The organism is Polaromonas hydrogenivorans, from assembly GCF_040105105.1.
Lineage (GTDB): Bacteria > Pseudomonadota > Gammaproteobacteria > Burkholderiales > Burkholderiaceae_C > Polaromonas > Polaromonas hydrogenivorans.
Window position 1 is genome coordinate 1,758,048 of record NZ_CP157675.1, and the last position, 16,326, is coordinate 1,774,373.

The 16,326-nt window shown below is 62.0% G+C and carries 13 protein-coding genes; 7 read left to right on the forward strand and 6 right to left on the reverse strand.

Annotated features, from left to right (window positions below; all coding sequences use genetic code 11):
• Window positions 1-16: 16 nt before the first annotated feature.
• The 7 genes from ssuC to ABLV49_RS08315 all read left to right on the forward strand — a co-directional run bounded on the left by ssuC (window position 17) and on the right by ABLV49_RS08315 (window position 4,261).
• Window positions 17-919, forward strand: a complete 903-nt coding sequence (ssuC, locus tag ABLV49_RS08285; RefSeq protein ID WP_349281131.1) for an aliphatic sulfonate ABC transporter permease SsuC — start codon at window positions 17-19, stop codon at window positions 917-919.
• Between the two features lie 9 nt (window positions 920-928).
• On the forward strand, window positions 929-1,741 hold the full coding sequence (locus ABLV49_RS08290) for an ATP-binding cassette domain-containing protein (RefSeq protein ID WP_349281132.1): 813 nt from the start codon (window positions 929-931) through the stop codon (window positions 1,739-1,741).
• A 110-nt stretch (window positions 1,742-1,851) separates the two neighbouring features.
• Window positions 1,852-2,076: a TOBE domain-containing protein gene (locus ABLV49_RS08295; RefSeq protein ID WP_011801800.1), complete on the forward strand. Its 225-nt coding sequence runs from the start codon at window positions 1,852-1,854 to the stop codon at window positions 2,074-2,076.
• Window positions 2,077-2,498: 422 nt separating this feature from the next.
• Window positions 2,499-2,876, forward strand: coding sequence for a hypothetical protein (locus ABLV49_RS08300; RefSeq protein WP_349281133.1), 378 nt, complete (start codon window positions 2,499-2,501; stop codon window positions 2,874-2,876).
• On the forward strand, window positions 2,863-3,141 hold the full coding sequence (locus ABLV49_RS08305; protein WP_349281134.1) for a hypothetical protein: 279 nt from the start codon (window positions 2,863-2,865) through the stop codon (window positions 3,139-3,141). The genes ABLV49_RS08300 and ABLV49_RS08305 overlap by 14 nt, the downstream gene beginning before the upstream one ends.
• 149 nt (window positions 3,142-3,290) lie before the next feature.
• Window positions 3,291-3,839: a DsbA family protein gene (locus ABLV49_RS08310; RefSeq protein ID WP_349281135.1), complete on the forward strand. Its 549-nt coding sequence runs from the start codon at window positions 3,291-3,293 to the stop codon at window positions 3,837-3,839.
• A gap of 113 nt (window positions 3,840-3,952) precedes the next feature.
• Window positions 3,953-4,261 (forward strand): DUF6172 family protein, encoded by a 309-nt coding sequence (locus ABLV49_RS08315; RefSeq protein ID WP_349281136.1) that lies wholly within the window; start codon window positions 3,953-3,955, stop codon window positions 4,259-4,261.
• A gap of 59 nt (window positions 4,262-4,320) precedes the next feature.
• Here ABLV49_RS08315 and ABLV49_RS08320 read toward each other — a convergent pair whose 3' ends face one another.
• From ABLV49_RS08320 to ABLV49_RS08345, 6 genes are all read right to left on the reverse strand, one after another.
• Window positions 4,321-7,578 carry a hypothetical protein gene (locus ABLV49_RS08320; protein WP_349281137.1) on the reverse strand — a complete coding sequence of 1,086 codons (3,258 nt, stop codon included), beginning with the start codon at window positions 7,576-7,578 and terminating at the stop codon, window positions 4,321-4,323.
• A gap of 103 nt (window positions 7,579-7,681) precedes the next feature.
• On the reverse strand, window positions 7,682-10,345 hold the full coding sequence (locus ABLV49_RS08325) for a pentapeptide repeat-containing protein (protein ID WP_349281138.1): 2,664 nt from the start codon (window positions 10,343-10,345) through the stop codon (window positions 7,682-7,684).
• A 179-nt stretch (window positions 10,346-10,524) separates the two neighbouring features.
• On the reverse strand, window positions 10,525-13,182 hold the full coding sequence (locus tag ABLV49_RS08330; RefSeq protein WP_349281139.1) for a pentapeptide repeat-containing protein: 2,658 nt from the start codon (window positions 13,180-13,182) through the stop codon (window positions 10,525-10,527).
• A 102-nt stretch (window positions 13,183-13,284) separates the two neighbouring features.
• Window positions 13,285-14,538, reverse strand: a complete 1,254-nt coding sequence (locus ABLV49_RS08335) for a DEAD/DEAH box helicase (RefSeq protein WP_349281140.1) — start codon at window positions 14,536-14,538, stop codon at window positions 13,285-13,287.
• Window positions 14,539-14,838: 300 nt separating this feature from the next.
• A complete protein-coding gene (locus ABLV49_RS08340) occupies window positions 14,839-15,822 on the reverse strand; it encodes a CapA family protein (protein WP_349281141.1) in 984 nt (327 codons plus the stop codon).
• Window positions 15,819-16,232: a hypothetical protein gene (locus tag ABLV49_RS08345; protein ID WP_349281142.1), complete on the reverse strand. Its 414-nt coding sequence runs from the start codon at window positions 16,230-16,232 to the stop codon at window positions 15,819-15,821. The genes ABLV49_RS08340 and ABLV49_RS08345 overlap by 4 nt, the downstream gene beginning before the upstream one ends.
• Window positions 16,233-16,326 lie beyond the last annotated feature (94 nt).

Below are 16,326 nucleotides of genomic sequence, written 5' to 3' on the forward strand. Positions count from 1 at the left end.
GTTCAAGGACATATTGATGACACAACCAATCCGTGAACTCCAGGTCACGCCCCTGCCTGATGTGATCGACGGCCCGGGGCTGGGCTTTTTAACGCTGCTCGCTGGCCTGCGCCTGCCGCGCCTTGAAGGCGGCGCGATCTTGCGCGATCTGGGCCAGCGCGCGCTGCCGTGGCTGGTGCCGGTCGGGCTGATCGTGCTCTGGCAGGTGGCCGCGTCGCTGGGCTGGCTTTCGACGCGCGTGCTGCCCGCGCCGTCGGAGGTCATCAAGGCCGCCTGGGCGCTGACCGTGTCGGGCGAGCTGTGGACGCATGTGAAGGTCAGCGCCTGGCGCGCGCTGGCCGGCCTGGCGATTGGCGGCGGGCTGGGGCTGGGGCTGGGCCTCTTGACCGGATCGGTGAAGTTTTTCGAGACCCTGCTGGACTCGACCATCCAGATGGTGCGCAACATTCCGGCGCTGGCCCTGATTCCGCTGGTGATCCTGTGGTTCGGCATTGACGAGACGGCCAAGCTGTTCCTGATTGCCGTGTCGGTGTTCTTCCCGCTCTACATCAACACCTTTCACGGCATCCGCAATGTGGACCCGGGGCTGATCGAGATGGGCCGCACCTATGGCCTGTCGCGCTGGCAGCTCTACCGCGAAGTGATCTTGCCGGGTGCCATGTCGTCGATTCTGGTGGGATTGCGCTTTGCGCTGGGGCTGATGTGGGTGATTCTGATCGTCGCCGAAACCATCTCGGCGCAGGCCGGCATCGGCTACCTGACGATGAATGCGCGCGAGTTTTTGCAGACCGACGTGGTGCTGGTCGGCATCCTGCTGTATGCCTTGCTGGGCAAGCTGGCCGATGTGTTCGCGCGTGGCCTGGAGCGCTACTGGCTGCGCTGGCATCCCGGTTATCAAAGTCAAAGCGCTGGTGTTTAAGGAAAACCCATGACTCATCCTGAAAAAAATGCGGCACGCGGCGTTCGCCTGGAGATTCGCGGCCTGTCCAAGCATTACGGCAAGCGCCAGGTGCTCCAGCACACCGAGTTGAGGATTGAACCCGGCGAGTTCGTCGCCATCGTGGGCCGCAGCGGCTGCGGCAAAAGCACCTTGCTGCGCCTGGTGGCCGGGCTGGAAGCGGCGACGCAGGGCGTGGTCAAGCTCGATGCGCAGGAAGTCAGCGGCCTGCGCGGCGACACCCGCGTCATGTTCCAGGACTCGCGCCTGCTGCCGTGGCGGCGCGTGATCGACAACGTGGCGCTGGGCCTGCCGTCCGGCGGGCATGCTGCGGCGCTTGACGTGCTGGCGCAGGTGGGCCTGGCCGACCGGCTGAATGACTGGCCGGCGCGGCTGTCGGGCGGGCAGCGCCAGCGCGTGTCGCTGGCCCGGGCGCTGGTGCACAACCCGCGCCTGCTGCTGCTCGACGAACCGCTGGGCGCGCTCGACGCGCTGACCCGCATCGAGATGCACCAGCTGATCGAGGGCCTGTGGCAGCGCAATGGTTTTACCGCGCTGCTGGTCACGCACGACGTGCAGGAGGCTGTGGCGCTGGCCGACCGGGTGATTTTGATCGAGGACGGCCGCATTGCGCTCGACGAGCGCATCCCGCTGGCGCGTCCGCGCCAGCGCAGCGACCCGCTGTTCGGCGTGATCGAAAAGAGGATTCTGGACCGCGTGCTGCAGCAGCCCGCGCAGGAAACCCCGGCCAATGAACCCGTCTGGCCGAAGGCGCCCGCGCATGGCCTGCGCTGGGCGATTTGATGAATGAAAAATGCCTTTTGCGCAATGGGCGCGGGCGCAAGAAGCTATTGATTAAATAGCAATTTCCATCGTTTTCAGATCCATTTTTTTAACCGTTCCAGGAGAACCTCATGCCCACCCAAGCCATTCAAGCCATCAACGTCCGCAACCAGTTTCGCGGCAAGGTCAAGGAAATCATTCGCGGCGATGTCGTGTCCGAAATCGATGTCGAAACGCCTTGGGGCATCGTCACCTCGGTCATCACCACGCGCTCGGTCAACCAACTCGAACTGGTGGTCGGCAGCGAGGTGGTGGCGCTGGTCAAATCGACCGAAGTGTCGATAGCCAAGCTGTAGAAAAGTCCGCGGCCGTCCGCAAGCCGGCATGGCCTTGTGCCTTTGAAATCAAAAACGCGTCCGGGTTTGCCGGGCGCGTTTTCTTGTTTTTACGGTTAAATCATGCTTTTTCGCTTGACTGGCGGGCATGGGTTGCTATTAAAAAATGACTGACTGCTAGTGTTCAGGGGATGCGAGAGTTTCTCCGGCCGGGCTGCGGCTTAGCATAAAAGACCTCTTGAAACATCAGGGTAGTGACTTGATTCATTTTTAACGGTAAAATACGGCTCCAACCCACGACAGACAAGCGCCAAAAGCTATAAAAAATATAGCACTGGTGCTTGCCAGGCTGGGCTTGCAGTGGCCCGGCAGCTGATCCAGACCTGCTGGCGCTGACTGGCAAAGTGCTTGAATTTGGGGAAGGAGCCCCCAGATTTTCCTCCATGAACGCCACAAAACCACACTCCCGTAAAACCGATCTGACTGTGACCCATGTGCTCGCTGAATTGCTTGAGCGCCTGGAGCGCAGTAAGGTGCCTGTCGGGGCCGAGCAGTACCGCTCGGTCGTGCAGCACCTGGCAAGCGAGTTGGGCGACGTAGAGCCGGGAACGGCGCTAGGCGCTTTGCTCGACAGCCATCCGGCTGCCGCCGAACTGTATGAAAACGTCAATTACCAATATGCGGGGCTTTGCCGCTCCGAACTGGACGCTTCGCTCGCTGCGGAGCGACAGGCCAAAGAAATTCTGGACCGCGCCATGAGCCGGACCCTGAACCGTTCCATCCCACCACACAAGGAAGACCCCACCCATGGCAAGAGCTGACGCAAAAACCGCCGTACTCGCAGATGGCCTGCGCTACAAATCAAAAGTATCGGGTTCGCCCTTTGCTGCCACCACTTCGTTTGGCGCCGCCACCATGTCGTGCTTCATGTGCGGCAAGCACCGTGCCCGCTCCCTGATGGGAACCCGAAAGGTGCTGGGCAAGTCCCAGGCCGTGTGCGCGCCTTCGTGCAAGGGGCTTGATGAAGCGCTGGAAGCCGCTGCTGCCGCCGCCACTGCCGCTGCCACTGCGTCATCGGCCGCCTGACCTGCGGGTTGGCGGCCCGCCGGGCTTTTCTGGCCTGGCCTGCTGCTTTTAGTTATTGATTCCCGGACACCAGGCGGCGCATACTGAGCGGCCTGCGCGTCTTGAAAATCCTCTGTCAGACGCCGCAACTGACTTTGAAAGGGAACACCATGAGCCCGCATTCCAGGCTTGACCCGCTGCTAAGGCCTGACGAGGCCACCGACGCTATTCGCGGGCCGGCTGGCGCCCCGGTCACGCTGATTGAATACGGCGACTTTGAATGCCCGTCCTGCGTGCAGGCGCATGGCGCACTGAACATCCTGCTCGCGCATTTTGGCGACCAGTTGCGTTTCGTGTTTCGCCATTTTCCCCTGCGCGAAGTCCATCCGCATGCCGAACTGGCCGCAGAGGCGGCTGAAGCGGCACGCGCGCAAGGCAAGTTCTGGCCGATGTACGACTTGCTGTTCACCCATTCCCAGCACCTGAAGGAAAAGCACCTGCTCGACTATGCCGGGCAGGTGGGGCTGGACATTGCACGCTACCAGAACGAAATGAACGACCATGTCTATCTGCAGCGGGTGCAGGAACACATGCAGGGCGCCCGTCATCTGGGCGTGCGCTCGACGCCGGCGTTTTACGTCAACGGTGTATTGACCGATGTGTCGTTCGGGCTGCAGCACCTGCACGAGGCGATTGACAAGGCCTTGCTGCGGAGCTGACGCTTGCCGGCACGGTAAAAGAAGCCTTGCACGGCCCGATAATAGGGCGCTTCCGAGTCACGTCCGCAAGGGGTGATATTGCATCTAATCGCTCCATACAAGGACACATTCCCATGAGAAAAACATACCTCCTTACTATCGAAGGCAAAAACCGTGAACGCCTGGTGGAAGCCAGCAAGCACGACATTCGCAAATACGTCAAGCGCGAGCGTGCCCGGCCCCTGCCGGCGGGCGTGGATTTCTGGGACTTCGACTGCAAGTTCGGCAGCAACGAAGCCACGGCCGCCGTCGTTCACTTCGCCACGCTGATGGGACTGATCGACACGGTTGTCCAGGAAGGCGGCGAGCAGTTTTATGTCGAAGTGGTCACCAGGCACGGCCACCGCATGGCCAAGCCACACGCTGAAGACGCCCAGGCCTGATTGAATTCTCTTTAAAATTTTGTAAGGGGGGTCTGCAGCGCAGGCCCCCCTTTTTGCGTTTATGTCGATGGAATCCACTGGCTGACCGAAGGCTCGATGAAACTGGCATTGCCAATCGTCTCGAAGTTCAGGGTGTAGGCATTGCGGAACAGGTCGATGGCCAGTTTGGAGGCGCGCATGTCGTTGGTGGAAGCCAGGAAAACGCCTTGCTTGGTGTAAATGTCCAGCACGAACAGCCCGGTACTTTCATCTTTAAGCAATACATAGATAAAGCCGGTGAACTCCACGCTGATGTCCAGATAGCTTGCGGCACTGCGCTGCTTCAGCGCCATGGTCGATGTGCCGCCAAACAGCGGCGCCGGGTTGGCGCCTGTGTCGAAAGCCTGGATCCGGTTGTTGCGCTGTTCGATCACAAAAATGCTGCCATCCGGCGCCACCGCCGCGCACACCGGGCCATTCATCAGTCCGTCGCGCGAGCCCGGGCCGGCGTAAGACTGGGCCAGCGGCGCGGCGGCATCGCTGGTGGGGAGGTCGGAGGGCGTCAGCACCTCCATCTTGCTGAGCGATGAGTTGAAGCTGATCAATTTTCCAGTGGGATGAATCAGGAAAGCGTCCGAGGCAAAGTTGAACTGCCCGACCGCTTTGTTGGAGTCCGGTCTGTCGAACGTCGGCGGGGTATTGACTCCCGTCATGTTGACCCGCCGCACGATGCTTTTGCCCGTGCTGGTGTCGATGTAGAAGCTGTGGCTGCTCGGGCTGGCGCGGTCATAAGCCAGGCGGGCGGGCAGGGGAAAGCCGATACCGGACGACATATAGCCGGCTTGCGGGTCTTCGGTGAAGGAGATGTTGGCGAACTGGTACAGCTGCCCGGTGGCGCCGGTCGATGAAGTCACGCCCGTGCTCGACGCCTGCCAGGCGTAACCCACTGCGCCGAAGGGTGAACTCAGGGTGATGCCCACCAGCGAGCAGAGATTGCCCGCCTGGTTTCCGCAATTCAGCGCAGGGGCCGGTGGCGGCGTGGTGGTCGGCAGCCAGATGTGTTTGCCTGTGCTGTCGAGCGCCGTTTTCTCGCGGTGGCTGTACTGGGTGCTTGCGGTGAGCGGCACCAGCAGTTCCTTGATCGTGATGCTCGCTGTATCCAGCACATTGGAAACCTGTCCGGTGGAGCCTGTGCCCACCAGCGTCGAGCCCGCGCTGAAGGCAACCGAAACCGTCACATTGCCGCCTGAAGGCAGGTTTTTGAAGGTATAGGTCAGGGGCGTGGTCCGGGTGCCCGCCGGCATGGCGATCACGCCTGAGTCGCTGGGCGTGCCGCCGTCGCATGCCGCCAGAAGCCGGTACGACGTTGCCGTGGCGGGGAAGCCGGCCACGTCAGCCGGGTCGTGGTTGAGGGTGACGGCCAGGTCATGGGTCAGGCCGACCTGCGTGGCGTAAGTCCAGGGCGAATTGGCGACTTCAACACTGGTTTCGGTGATCTGCGCGGCGGTGGCCACGGCGCAAACCGCCTGCAGGATCAGGCCGATGCCAAACGGGATGCAGTCTTCCGCGACACCGATGGCCTCGCCTTCGGCCAGCGATTCGGTCACCAGGGGCCACAGCTCCTTGGCGCTTTTGAGCAATGTGGAGGCCACCGGAACAATCAGGTTCGCGAATGTCTTGGCATCGCCAAAGGTGCCGACCAGGCCGGCATCGGTGATGGCGGTGATGAACACCTGCGCCGTGCTGATCAGCAGCTTGGTGGCCACCGACAGTTTGGTCGAGAGCGACACCAGGCCCTGGGCCGCCGCCATGACCAGGAACAGGCCGGGCAGCGCCAGGTCAAGCACCGCCGTCATGACGGCGCCGGGGTTGATGGTGTCCGGGTAGGACTTGGTGCCGTGGCCCAGGCCGCCGGCCAGGATGGTGACCGAGGCGGCCATGTCCGGTATCTTGATGCTGAAGTCCTGCACGTTCTGCTTGACCGGAATGCCCAGGATCACCAGTTCCTGGTTGATGATGCTGATGAAGCCGTCGTGGGTGCCGTTCAGGTTGTTGCTGGAGAACTGGTTCTTGGCGTCCGCCGGCAGGTCGGCAATCTTGATCGGGTTGCCATTGCCGTCCAGGAAACGCGCATACAGGCCCAGATAGCGCAAATACCAGTTTTCAATCGTGAAGTTCACCGTGCGGCCACTGCCGGCGACGTTGATGATGTTGAACCCCGGTCCGGTGGACACGTCGCGCGAGGTGAAGGTTGCGGCGGCGTTGGCAACCGGCGTGCGGGTGAACAGGGCGCTGCTGGCCGTTCCGGCGCCGGGGGCGGTGGGCGTGCCGTTGCGCACCACCCACATTTTTCCCTTCAGGGCGGCATTGAGCTGGTCGGCCGGCAGGCCCGTGATGTTGACGCCCAGGTTGGGGTCGTTCTTGACCTTGGGCAGCACGCTTGCAATGGCCAGCCCCACCATGTTGAGCGTGGTGGCCGAATACTTGACCATGCAGACTTCCTGGCCGTTGGTGTCAATGCGGACCTTGCCGGTGTTGGGGTCGATGAACGGAACCAGCGTGGCCCAGCCGACGTTTTCGGTCTTGGTCGCCGCCCCCTGGCGAACCAGCGAAACCGCCAGGTTGTAGGTATTGGGGTCGCTGCAGATGATGTTCTGGTGGATGTAGTTCAGCGATTCCGCATCAAACGAGCCGATTTCCGGATGGTTGGAAATCAGCGCCACGGCATGGTCAAAATAATCCTTGTACTTGTCATACACCGGACCCACGCAGAAGTTGGACGCTGCAAGCAGGGAGCCCGAGCCCGCCGGCACGCCCGCAGGACAGGAGGTGAAACCCTGGCGCAGCAGATCGCCATCTTTTTTGCAGTCTTTTTGCAAGGCTGCCTCGGCGCTGATGCCGGTGGCCGGGACGTGATAGAAGATGCTGTGCATGTGCCAGTCGGAAGGTCCGGTGCCATGCACGGCTTTGATGTAGCAGACCTGTGGGCTGCGGGCCGACATCTGGATCTGGCTGGCCACATGGGTGAGCCCATCGGCCGGAAGGTTCGGTATGTCGCCATGAATGGTTTGAAGGTCGGCCAGCGTTGCCTTGGCCAGCTTGATATGGCGCGAGCCGGCCACCAGAAAATACTCGGTGTTGGCTTGGGAATTCGTCAGGTTGAAAAAATAGCTGCGGGTTTCATTCAACGGCTTCACCGGTGTGGCGGGTTCCGAGTCGCTGCCGCCGCAGCTGATCAGCCAGGGCGCGGTGCCCAGCGCCAGTCCAGCCCCTGAGAGCTGATGCAGAAAACGCCGGCGGCTGGTGTCTTTGGGGGGCGGGAGTTGATCGTTGTTCATGAGGTTTTCTTTGGATTGACGGTAAAAATAATGGCTTGGATGCCTGGGTGCTCAGGGTGAAAAGCTTTCATTCGTCAGGGCTTGTTGCTTGCGCGCAGGCGCGTCATGGCGACCAGCATGTATTGGGACCGACCCCGATAAAAGGGTCTCCGCACAGCGGCGCCTCTGCAAAGCAGCTGGTGTTTTTCGGGCGCGCCTGGCTTAAGGGCGTGGCCGGCGGGTCCAGCACCAGGCCGAGGGTGGGCTTGTTGTAGGTGAACTGCACGCAGGTTTGCACCGGCGCGGACTTGACGCATACGGTGCGGTCCGGCGGCGGCGCAGGCACGGCAACGGCAAAACCGGGAAATGAGGTGTAGGAGGCACCGAGTTCGAACTGCATGCAGTCGCCATCCGGGTTGGTGTCTGCGTAGGCATTGGTGAAAATCGGATTGACGAGGTTGGCGCCGGTGAAATCGGCGCCCTGCAGGAAGGCGTTGCTGAAATTGGCCGGCGTGCCATTGAAGTCAGGGGTCAGCGTGGCATTGCGAAACGATGCGCCATTGAGCACGGCATTGCTGAAATCGGCGGCGCTGCCGGCGACATTGCTCATGTCCACGCCCACCAGGTAGGCGCTGCTGAATTTGGCGCTGTCCAGCTTGGCGCCGTAGGCGTTGGCGCACACCGGCTTTTGGTAGACGCTGCAGTCCGAAGGCTGGCACGCGGTCTGGCTGGTGCTGTAGAAACTCGCATTGCTGAAGTTGGCCCCGGCCATGTTGCCGCCATACAGGCTGGCGTTGCGCAGGTAAGCGCCGGTCAGGTTGGCCGCCACATTGGACGAACCCGCGCTGGACGGCGCGGCATTGAGGTTGGCCGCGCACAGGTTGGCGGCGTCCAGATTCGCATTGGGCAGTTGCGCGCCCTGCAGCGAGGCGTAGCGCAGGTCGGCGCCCGACAGGTCGCTGCCGGCCAGATGGGCATTGTTGAGGTTGGCGCCGTAGAGTTTCACGTCGGGCATCGACCTGCCCGTCAGGTCGATGCCCGACAGATTGCACTGCTCGCACTTCTTGTCGGACAGCACCATCTCCAGGGTCGCGACGTCGATGGCAAGGGACGCTGCCTTCCAGCCCGCGCTGCCCCAGCCGGCTGCAATGCATCCAGACCGGTTCAAATGCTGTTGTTCGCCTTGCTGGGACATGGCCGAATAGACCGTGGCCGTGGTCAACGTGCCGAGTTTCAAGGAGCCGTCAAAATTGCCCAGCGGGCCACCGGGCATGATGCCGGGCAGGTCGTAGTGATCAACCACCATGGCGGCGCCGCTGCAGTCGCGGGTGTTGAATAGAGCCACCTGGCCCTGAGCCGGGAGACTATTTCCTGCAAAGCCGCCCGGCCGGTAGCGCAGCACGGTGCGGTATTCGGGCTGGTATTGCGCTATTTGATCGGGCGTCAAAGTCACCAGGACGCCTAGTTCCTCCGGGCGGTTGGGCACAATCCCGTTGACGCCGTAGGGAAAGCCCATCGCCTGGGATGCAAAGCCGTCTCGGACGGATTTCAAAATGAATGCGTTGGTCGCGGTGGAAAAACTGTCGATCTGAATCGCGCCGGTGAGGCGCAGAACGTCACCCGAGGCAATCAACGCAACAGCCAGTGTTGGGGATGCCTCCAGGCCCACCAGCCCGCCATTGCATGAAAGCGGTGCCCCGAGTTGCGTGGGGTTTCCCTGGCTGTCATTGATGCGCTTGAAAAAATTCAGTCCATCCAGCAGGGTGCTCGCTGAATAGCTGTTGGTGTTGTTGGCCTTCAATGACTGGACCGAGGCATGGATATATCCCACGCATCCTTGTATGTCCGGAAACTCTGGGCCGCCAGGCCGCCAGCCCGACAGTCCCAAAAACCCGCTGCTGCTTGCCTTTTGTGTCGTCGGGTCAATGAAGCTGGCCAGAATCCCCCAGTACTCTTCAACACCAGCGTCCTTGAGCGGCGGCTGGCTGCCGGGCGGTTGGGTTAACACGGGTTGCCCTGCCGGCTGCCGGCGCATGAACATCGTGCGGCTGGCGCCGGTGCCGCCGTAGCGCTGGCGAATCCTGTACAAGCCCTGTTCGGCCTGAATGGTGGCGCAAGGCCCTCCGGCCTGGACGGTCAGCAGGCTGGCGCCGCTTGCATCGAGCAAGGCGACGCTGTCAGCGCCCTCGTCCTGCGGGTCCATGCAGAAGCGGTAGCGCCTGGTCTCCAGCCGCAGCGGAAATTCTTCCGACCGGCCGGGACTCGATTCCATCACGACCAGATGGTCGTCACGAGCAAACAGGGCAGGGTTGGCGCGCAGGTCTTTCGAGGTCAGGGCGGTGGCGGGCAGCAGCGGCTGTGGATAGCGCCAGCGGCCGTTTTCAAGCGCCACTGTCACGGCCTCATAGACCTGCGCATCCATGTGCAGGCGCCGGATGTTCAGCTTCAGGGCCTGGCTGGACCGCTGCAGGTCGGCCAGTGCAACTGGCGGCTGCAAATCGGCGTCCACGGGTGCAAAAGCCGATGTGACCGGCCGCCATGACAGCAGCTCAAAACTTCCGTCGAGTGAAAACCGGATGCGCACGTCGGCATACAGTGCATCGCCCGACTGCAGCAGCGGCAGCTCCAGCACGCCTTGCGTGGCATTGATTCTTGCCACTGCCGTGCTGGCCGTGTGAACCGGATCAGCCTCAGCGGGTGCGGGCGCCGAAGCATCACTGCCGCCGCCGCAGGAACTGGCCAGCACCAGGCAAACCATCAGCATGAATCCCGCAGCCGAACGTGTCATTTGTTACTTCTTTTTGAAAATGTTGCAGTAGTCTTGCATCAATGTGGTCAAGCGCCTATCCTACAAATTGACCGGGTATGAAGACGGCCATCCATCTCTTTTTTAAAGCCTTTTCGGCCTTTTGCGCAGGACTGGTGAGCACGGACAGCTATCAAATACGTAGCAAACATGAGCCAATGTCAGGGGCTTGACCAGCAGGTATTCGGGCCGACTCCGGTAAATGCATCGCCGCACAGCGGGGCTGCGTCAAAGCAACTGCTGTTCCTGGGAATGGCCTGGCTCAAGGGGGTTGTCGGCGGGTCCACCAGGGCCGACAGAATGGTGGGCCGGTTGTAGGTGAACTGGACGCAGGTTGGCGCTGGCGATGCGGCCCTGGCGCAGGTGGCGCTGCCCGGTGGCGTCGGCACCGAAAAGCCTGGAAACGAGGTGTAGGCCGCGCCCAGCTCGAACTGCATGCAGCCCCCATTCGGGGCGGTGTCCACATAGGCGTTGGTAAAAATCGCGCTGACGAGATTGGCGCCCGTGAAATCGGTGCCCTGCAAAAAAGCGTTGCCAAAATTCACCGCCGTGCCATTGAAGTCCGGTGTCAGCGTCGCATTGCGAAACGACGCGCCGCTTAGAACGGCATGGTTGAAATCGGCGGCGCTGCCGGCCACGTTGCCCATGTCCACGCCCGCCAGGTAGGCATTGCTGAACCTGGTGCTTTCAAGCGTCGCGCCAAAAGCGCTTGCGCAGGCCGGTTTCTGGTAGCTGCCGCAGGCCGTGGACTGGCATGCGCCCGCGCTGGTGCTGAAAAAACTTGCATTGCTGAAGTTGGCTCCGGCCATGTTGCTGCCATACAGGTAGGCATTGCGCAGGTAAGCCCCATTGAGGTTGGCCGCCACATTGGACGAACCCGCGCTGGACGGCGCGGCATTGAGGTTGGCCGCGCACAGGTTGGCGGCGTCCAGGTTGGCATTGGGCAGTTGCGCGCCCTGGAGCGAGGCGTAGCGCAGGTCGGCGCCCGCCAGGTTGCTGTTGCCCAGGTGCGCATTGTTGAGGTTGGCGCCGTAGAATTTTCCATTGCTCAGGTCTGCCCTTGAAAGGTCAATGCCGGCCAGGTTGCACTGCTCGCACGCCTTGGTGGAGACGATGATTTGAACGGTTTCCATCCTGATCGACAGGGAGGCGGCCTTCCAGCCCGTGGTGCCCCAGCCGCTGGCGAGGCAGCCGGAGCGTTCGAGTTGCTGGCGCTCGCCGCGATGGAACTTGCTGGCGTAAACCGTGGCCGTCGTCAGCGTGCCGAGTTTCAACGAGCGGTCAAAATTGCCCAGCGGGCCGCCCGCAATGATGCCGGGCAGGTCGTACTGGTCCACGAGCATGGCGGCGCCGCTGCAGTCCCGGCTGTTGAAAAGCGCCACCTGCCCCTGCGCGGGCGTTGTGGTGCCCGGCAAACCGTCCGGCCGGTAGCGCAGCACGGTGCGGTATTCGGGCAGCCAGTCGGCAACCTGGCTGGGCGTCAAGGGCCGCAGGCCTCCGTCAAATGCAGGGGTGGTGACCTCAACGCCAAACGGGAATCCGAGCGGCGAGTCGGGAACGCTGTCGCCGCCCTTGCCCGAGGCTCCCTGCAACAGGAAGGTGTTGCGCGCGGCGGAAAAGCCATTGACCCTGACCGGATGATCATCAGGAATCGTGGCGCCGGGAAGTGCCATCACCAGGGCTGTCTCATTCTGATAGGCCCATTCGAACCTCAGCCTCCCGTCGGGGCAGACAAATGCCGGTCCGATCTTGACCGGGTTTCCCGCGCTGTCATTGATGCGCTCGAAAAAATTGGCGCCGTCGAACAGGTGGGTCGCGGCCAGGGGGCTGCTGGTGTTGAGGGCCGTGGAGGTGAGGAAGGCAGCAATGTTTGCAAAACAGTAACCTGCGGGGGAACTGCCATCTCCGGGCCTGGCTCCGGCCAGCCCGAGAAAACCGTCGCTGCTCACGCGTTGCGTGACCGGGTCCAGAAAAGTCGCCAGGATGCCCCAGTATTCCTTGAGGTTGTCTGTCGTTTTCAGCGGTGGCCGTCCGCTGGGGGGCTGTGTCAGGGGGACTTGTTCGGCAGGGCGCTGGCGCATGAACACCGTCCGGCCCGAGCCCGTGCCGCCGTAAGTGTGGCGCACCTTGTACAGGCCCTGCTCTGCCGTGTAGGAAGCGCACGGCCCGCCTGCGCGCACGCTCAGCAATTCAGCGCCTTGCGCGTCAAGCAGGGCGATGGAATCGGCGCCATCGTCCTGCGCATCCATGCAGAAACGGTAATTGCGGTTTTCCAGCCGCAGCGCAAACACCTCGGCATGGCCGGGTGCCGATGAAATCACCATCAGCTGGTGATCCTTGGCGAAAAGCGCCGGATTGGCGCGCAGGTCGCTGGAGGTCAGCGTCGTTGCCGGAACGAGAGGTTGCGGGTAGCGCCAGCGGCCGTTTTCCAGTTCAACGGTCACCGCCTCATAGACCGAGGCATCCATGTGCGGCCGGCGTATGTCCAGTTGCAGGGTTGCTGCAGAGGCTTGCAGGTCCGCCAGCGCCGTTTGCGGCTGCAGCACCGCATCGGCAGGGCGTGAAGCGGTTTCGGCCGACCGCCCGGACAGCAGCTTGAACGTCCCGTCAGGTGAAAAACCGATGCGCACATCGACATACAGCGCATTGCCCGATTGCAGCAATGGCAATTCAAGCACGCCTTGCGCGGCGTTGATCCTTGCCACGGCAAAGCTGGCCGTGGACGTGTCGGAGGAGGGCGCTGGCGTGTCGCTGCCGCCGCACGAGGTGAGCAGCGACAGGAAAATCGCCCCGAGGAATCCCGCAGCCCAGCGTGTCATTTGTTACTCTTTCTTGCTATTGCCGAAAGAGTGTTACATGAATGACCGCCGGTGCCTACCCTGCAAATTGACTGGCCGGGCGCGAATCCTTTCTTGCCGGGCTTATTTTCCGGCGGCGAGTGCCCGCAGCTTGTCCTTTTTGCTGGGCCGCTTGCCCTTGATGCCGCCCGTCCCCGCCGGATCGGCCGCATTCGGAGTCTGCACCTCGACCGGCTCAAACCCCGCGACCTGTTCACGCGGCACGCTCATCTTTTGACGCTTTTCAATCAACTTGAAGTGCGCTTCGGTGTCTGCGCTGACAAAGCTGATGGCGATGCCTGTTTCGCCGGCCCGGCCGGTGCGGCCAATGCGATGTATGTAATCTACCGATGAACGCGGCAAGTCGTAATTGACCACGACCGGCAACTGGGCAATGTCAATGCCGCGCGCCGCCACATCGGTGGCCACCACCACCTGCAGCAGCTTTGCCTTGAAATCCTGCAGCACCTGGTTGCGTTTGCCCTGGCTCAGTTCGCCATGAAAGGGTTCGGCTTCGATGTCGGCCTTGCGCAGCTTGTCGGCGACGATCTCGGCGGCATGCTTGGTCGCCACGAACACCAGCACCCGGCTCCATTTTTCGGTCTGCACCAAGTGGCGCAGCAGTTGGGTGCGTCGGCTCGGGTCCACTTCAATGGCGCGCTGCACGATCTCGGGCTCGGCCTGCTTTACCGCTTCGACTTCAATGCGCAAGGGGTCCGTCAGCATGCTGGCCGCCAGCGCTTCAATCGCGGGTGGAAAGGTGGCCGAGAAAAACAGGTTCTGGCGCCGGGCCGGCAGCAAGGCCAGGATGCGGCCCAGTTCCTCGCCAAAACCCAGATCGAGCAGGCGGTCGGCCTCGTCGAGCACCAGCATGCCGACCTGGTCGAGCTTCAGCGCGTTGTGGTCGATCAGGTCGATCAGCCGGCCCGGCGTGGCGACGATGATGTCGGCGCCGCCGCGCAGGTTCATCATTTGCGGATTGATCGACACGCCGCCGAACACCACCGCCACCTTGACGCGCTGCGGCAAATATTTGGCCAGGCTGACGATGGCCTCGCCCACCTGCGCCGCCAGTTCGCGCGTCGGCACCAGCACCAGGCCGCGAATGCGTCGCTTGGCATCAGCCGGCGCCTGGGCCAGTTGATGCAGCAGCGGCAGGGCGAAGGCGGCGGTCTTGCCGGAGCCGGTCTGGGCCGATCCGACGATGTCGCGGCCTTGCAGGATGGCGGGAATCGCCGCTGCCTGGATGGCGGTCGGCGCAAGGTAGCCCTTTTCGGCGATGGCGCGCAGCAGGACGGGCAGCAAGGCCGGCAAAAAGCCGAGTGATGAAAATGGCATGAAAAAGGTGCTCAGGAAATAAAAGGCAGGTGAGTGGGCGCAAGCCGGATTGAAGCCGCAACGGGCTGTCGCCAGAACCTGCAAGTTTAAGCCCGTGCTTTTCAAGGCAAGCTGGCTGCGCCAAACTGCAAACCAGGCAAAACGCTTGCCAGACAGATTTGCTATTAAATACATAGCTATTTGAGCCCATGTCTATTGCACAAACAGCCTTTTTTAATAATAAACCCAGAGCCTATCGGCCATCACCCTGGCGCTGCAAGCGCCGACGTATTTTTAGCCGCATCTGGCAAATTATTTGTATCAGTCCGGATTCCGGCATAACCGCAGGCCCGTATCTCCACGGCGCCAGCATGGGCTGGCGGCATCGCGGTCTGGTTGCGGGATGCCTTCCAGGCTGATCTGCACAACAACGGTGTCAAAGCTGCTCACGCCCTTTTTGTCCAGTTGCAGCCGGAGCACCCAGCCGCGCCGCTGATTTGCGTTGTCGGTTTCCTTCATGATGAAATTTCCCACGCTGTAGATGATGGGTTTTCCCAGGTAATGCTCGATCTCCTGCGTGACATGCGGATGCCCGCCAATCACCGCATCGGCGCCTGCGTCAATCATGAGCCGGGCCAGCTGGCGCTGGCGGGCGTTCGATGCCAGCTCGTTTTCCCAGCCCCAGTGCATCACCGGGATCACCAGATCGGCCTTGTAAACCGTGCGCGCCTTCCTGATGTCGGCCACGACCTGTTCATCCTCGCTCCAGGCGATGCCGGGCGCGTTGTAGTCGGCCTCAAAGCTGCGCGGCATGAATTCGCTGTAACCCAGCAGGGCAATGCGCAGTCCCTTGCGTTCAATGATGAGCGGGGTATGCGCTTGCGACAGGTCAATCCCGCCGCCGAATTGGGCAAGGCCTGATTGCTTGAGCAGGCCGAGCATTTGCGCAAAAGCCTCGCGGCCGAAATCGCCGGAATGGTTGTTGGCCAGCGCGAGCGCGTCAAAGTGTCGCTTCAGAACGGGGAGGGTGCGCGGATGCGCGCGAAAGGTGTAGTTCTTGTCGCCCGCCGAGCCGGTGGTGGCGATCACGCATTCAAGATTGCCAATGCGGATGTCGGCCCCCCCAAAGACAGCGGCCAGGCCGGCAAACGGGTCTTGTCCCCGCTCGATCATCTCGCCGGCCGAGTCATCGAGCACGATGTCGCCCGCAAACACCAGGCTGACCGGGTCGGGCGCAGCGGCAAAAGCCAGCGGACAGCAGGCCAGGCACAAGGCACTGATCCAATGACGAAAACCGGCTTTCACGGGCGAACTCCTTGCAGCGTGCAGTTGTAGATCAACTCGCGCTCCGCCGGGCCAGCGTACAGGTGCTGCTCACCCGTGAGCGGATAGGGCATTGCCGAGGCTTTGAACGGCGGCAGGTATTTGGCTTCCTGGATCAGGATGGGCTGCGTTCTGGCATCAAGGTAGGCGTACAGCAGGATGCGCTCAATCCGCGCAGTGCTGCCAACCATCACCGCCTTGAAGCGAAAACGCCCGCCGATGTCAACCGAGGGAACCGGATAAGGATCGGCCACAGGCATGGTTTCAATGACTTGGGTGGTGCCCGCATAGCTCACATGACAGCGCAAGAGCGGCGCGGCGAACACGGCATGGTGAAAAAAAAGGCTGGCAAGCCCGAGTACGGCGAAGGAGTTCAGGCGTGGGTAATCCATGGCACCTATTTTGCGCTGTCCAGGTGCGTGGGTTTGTTCAAGACATAGGCAGACAAAGGTGACACAGGCGTTAGGCCTTGCTACAAAGCAGACA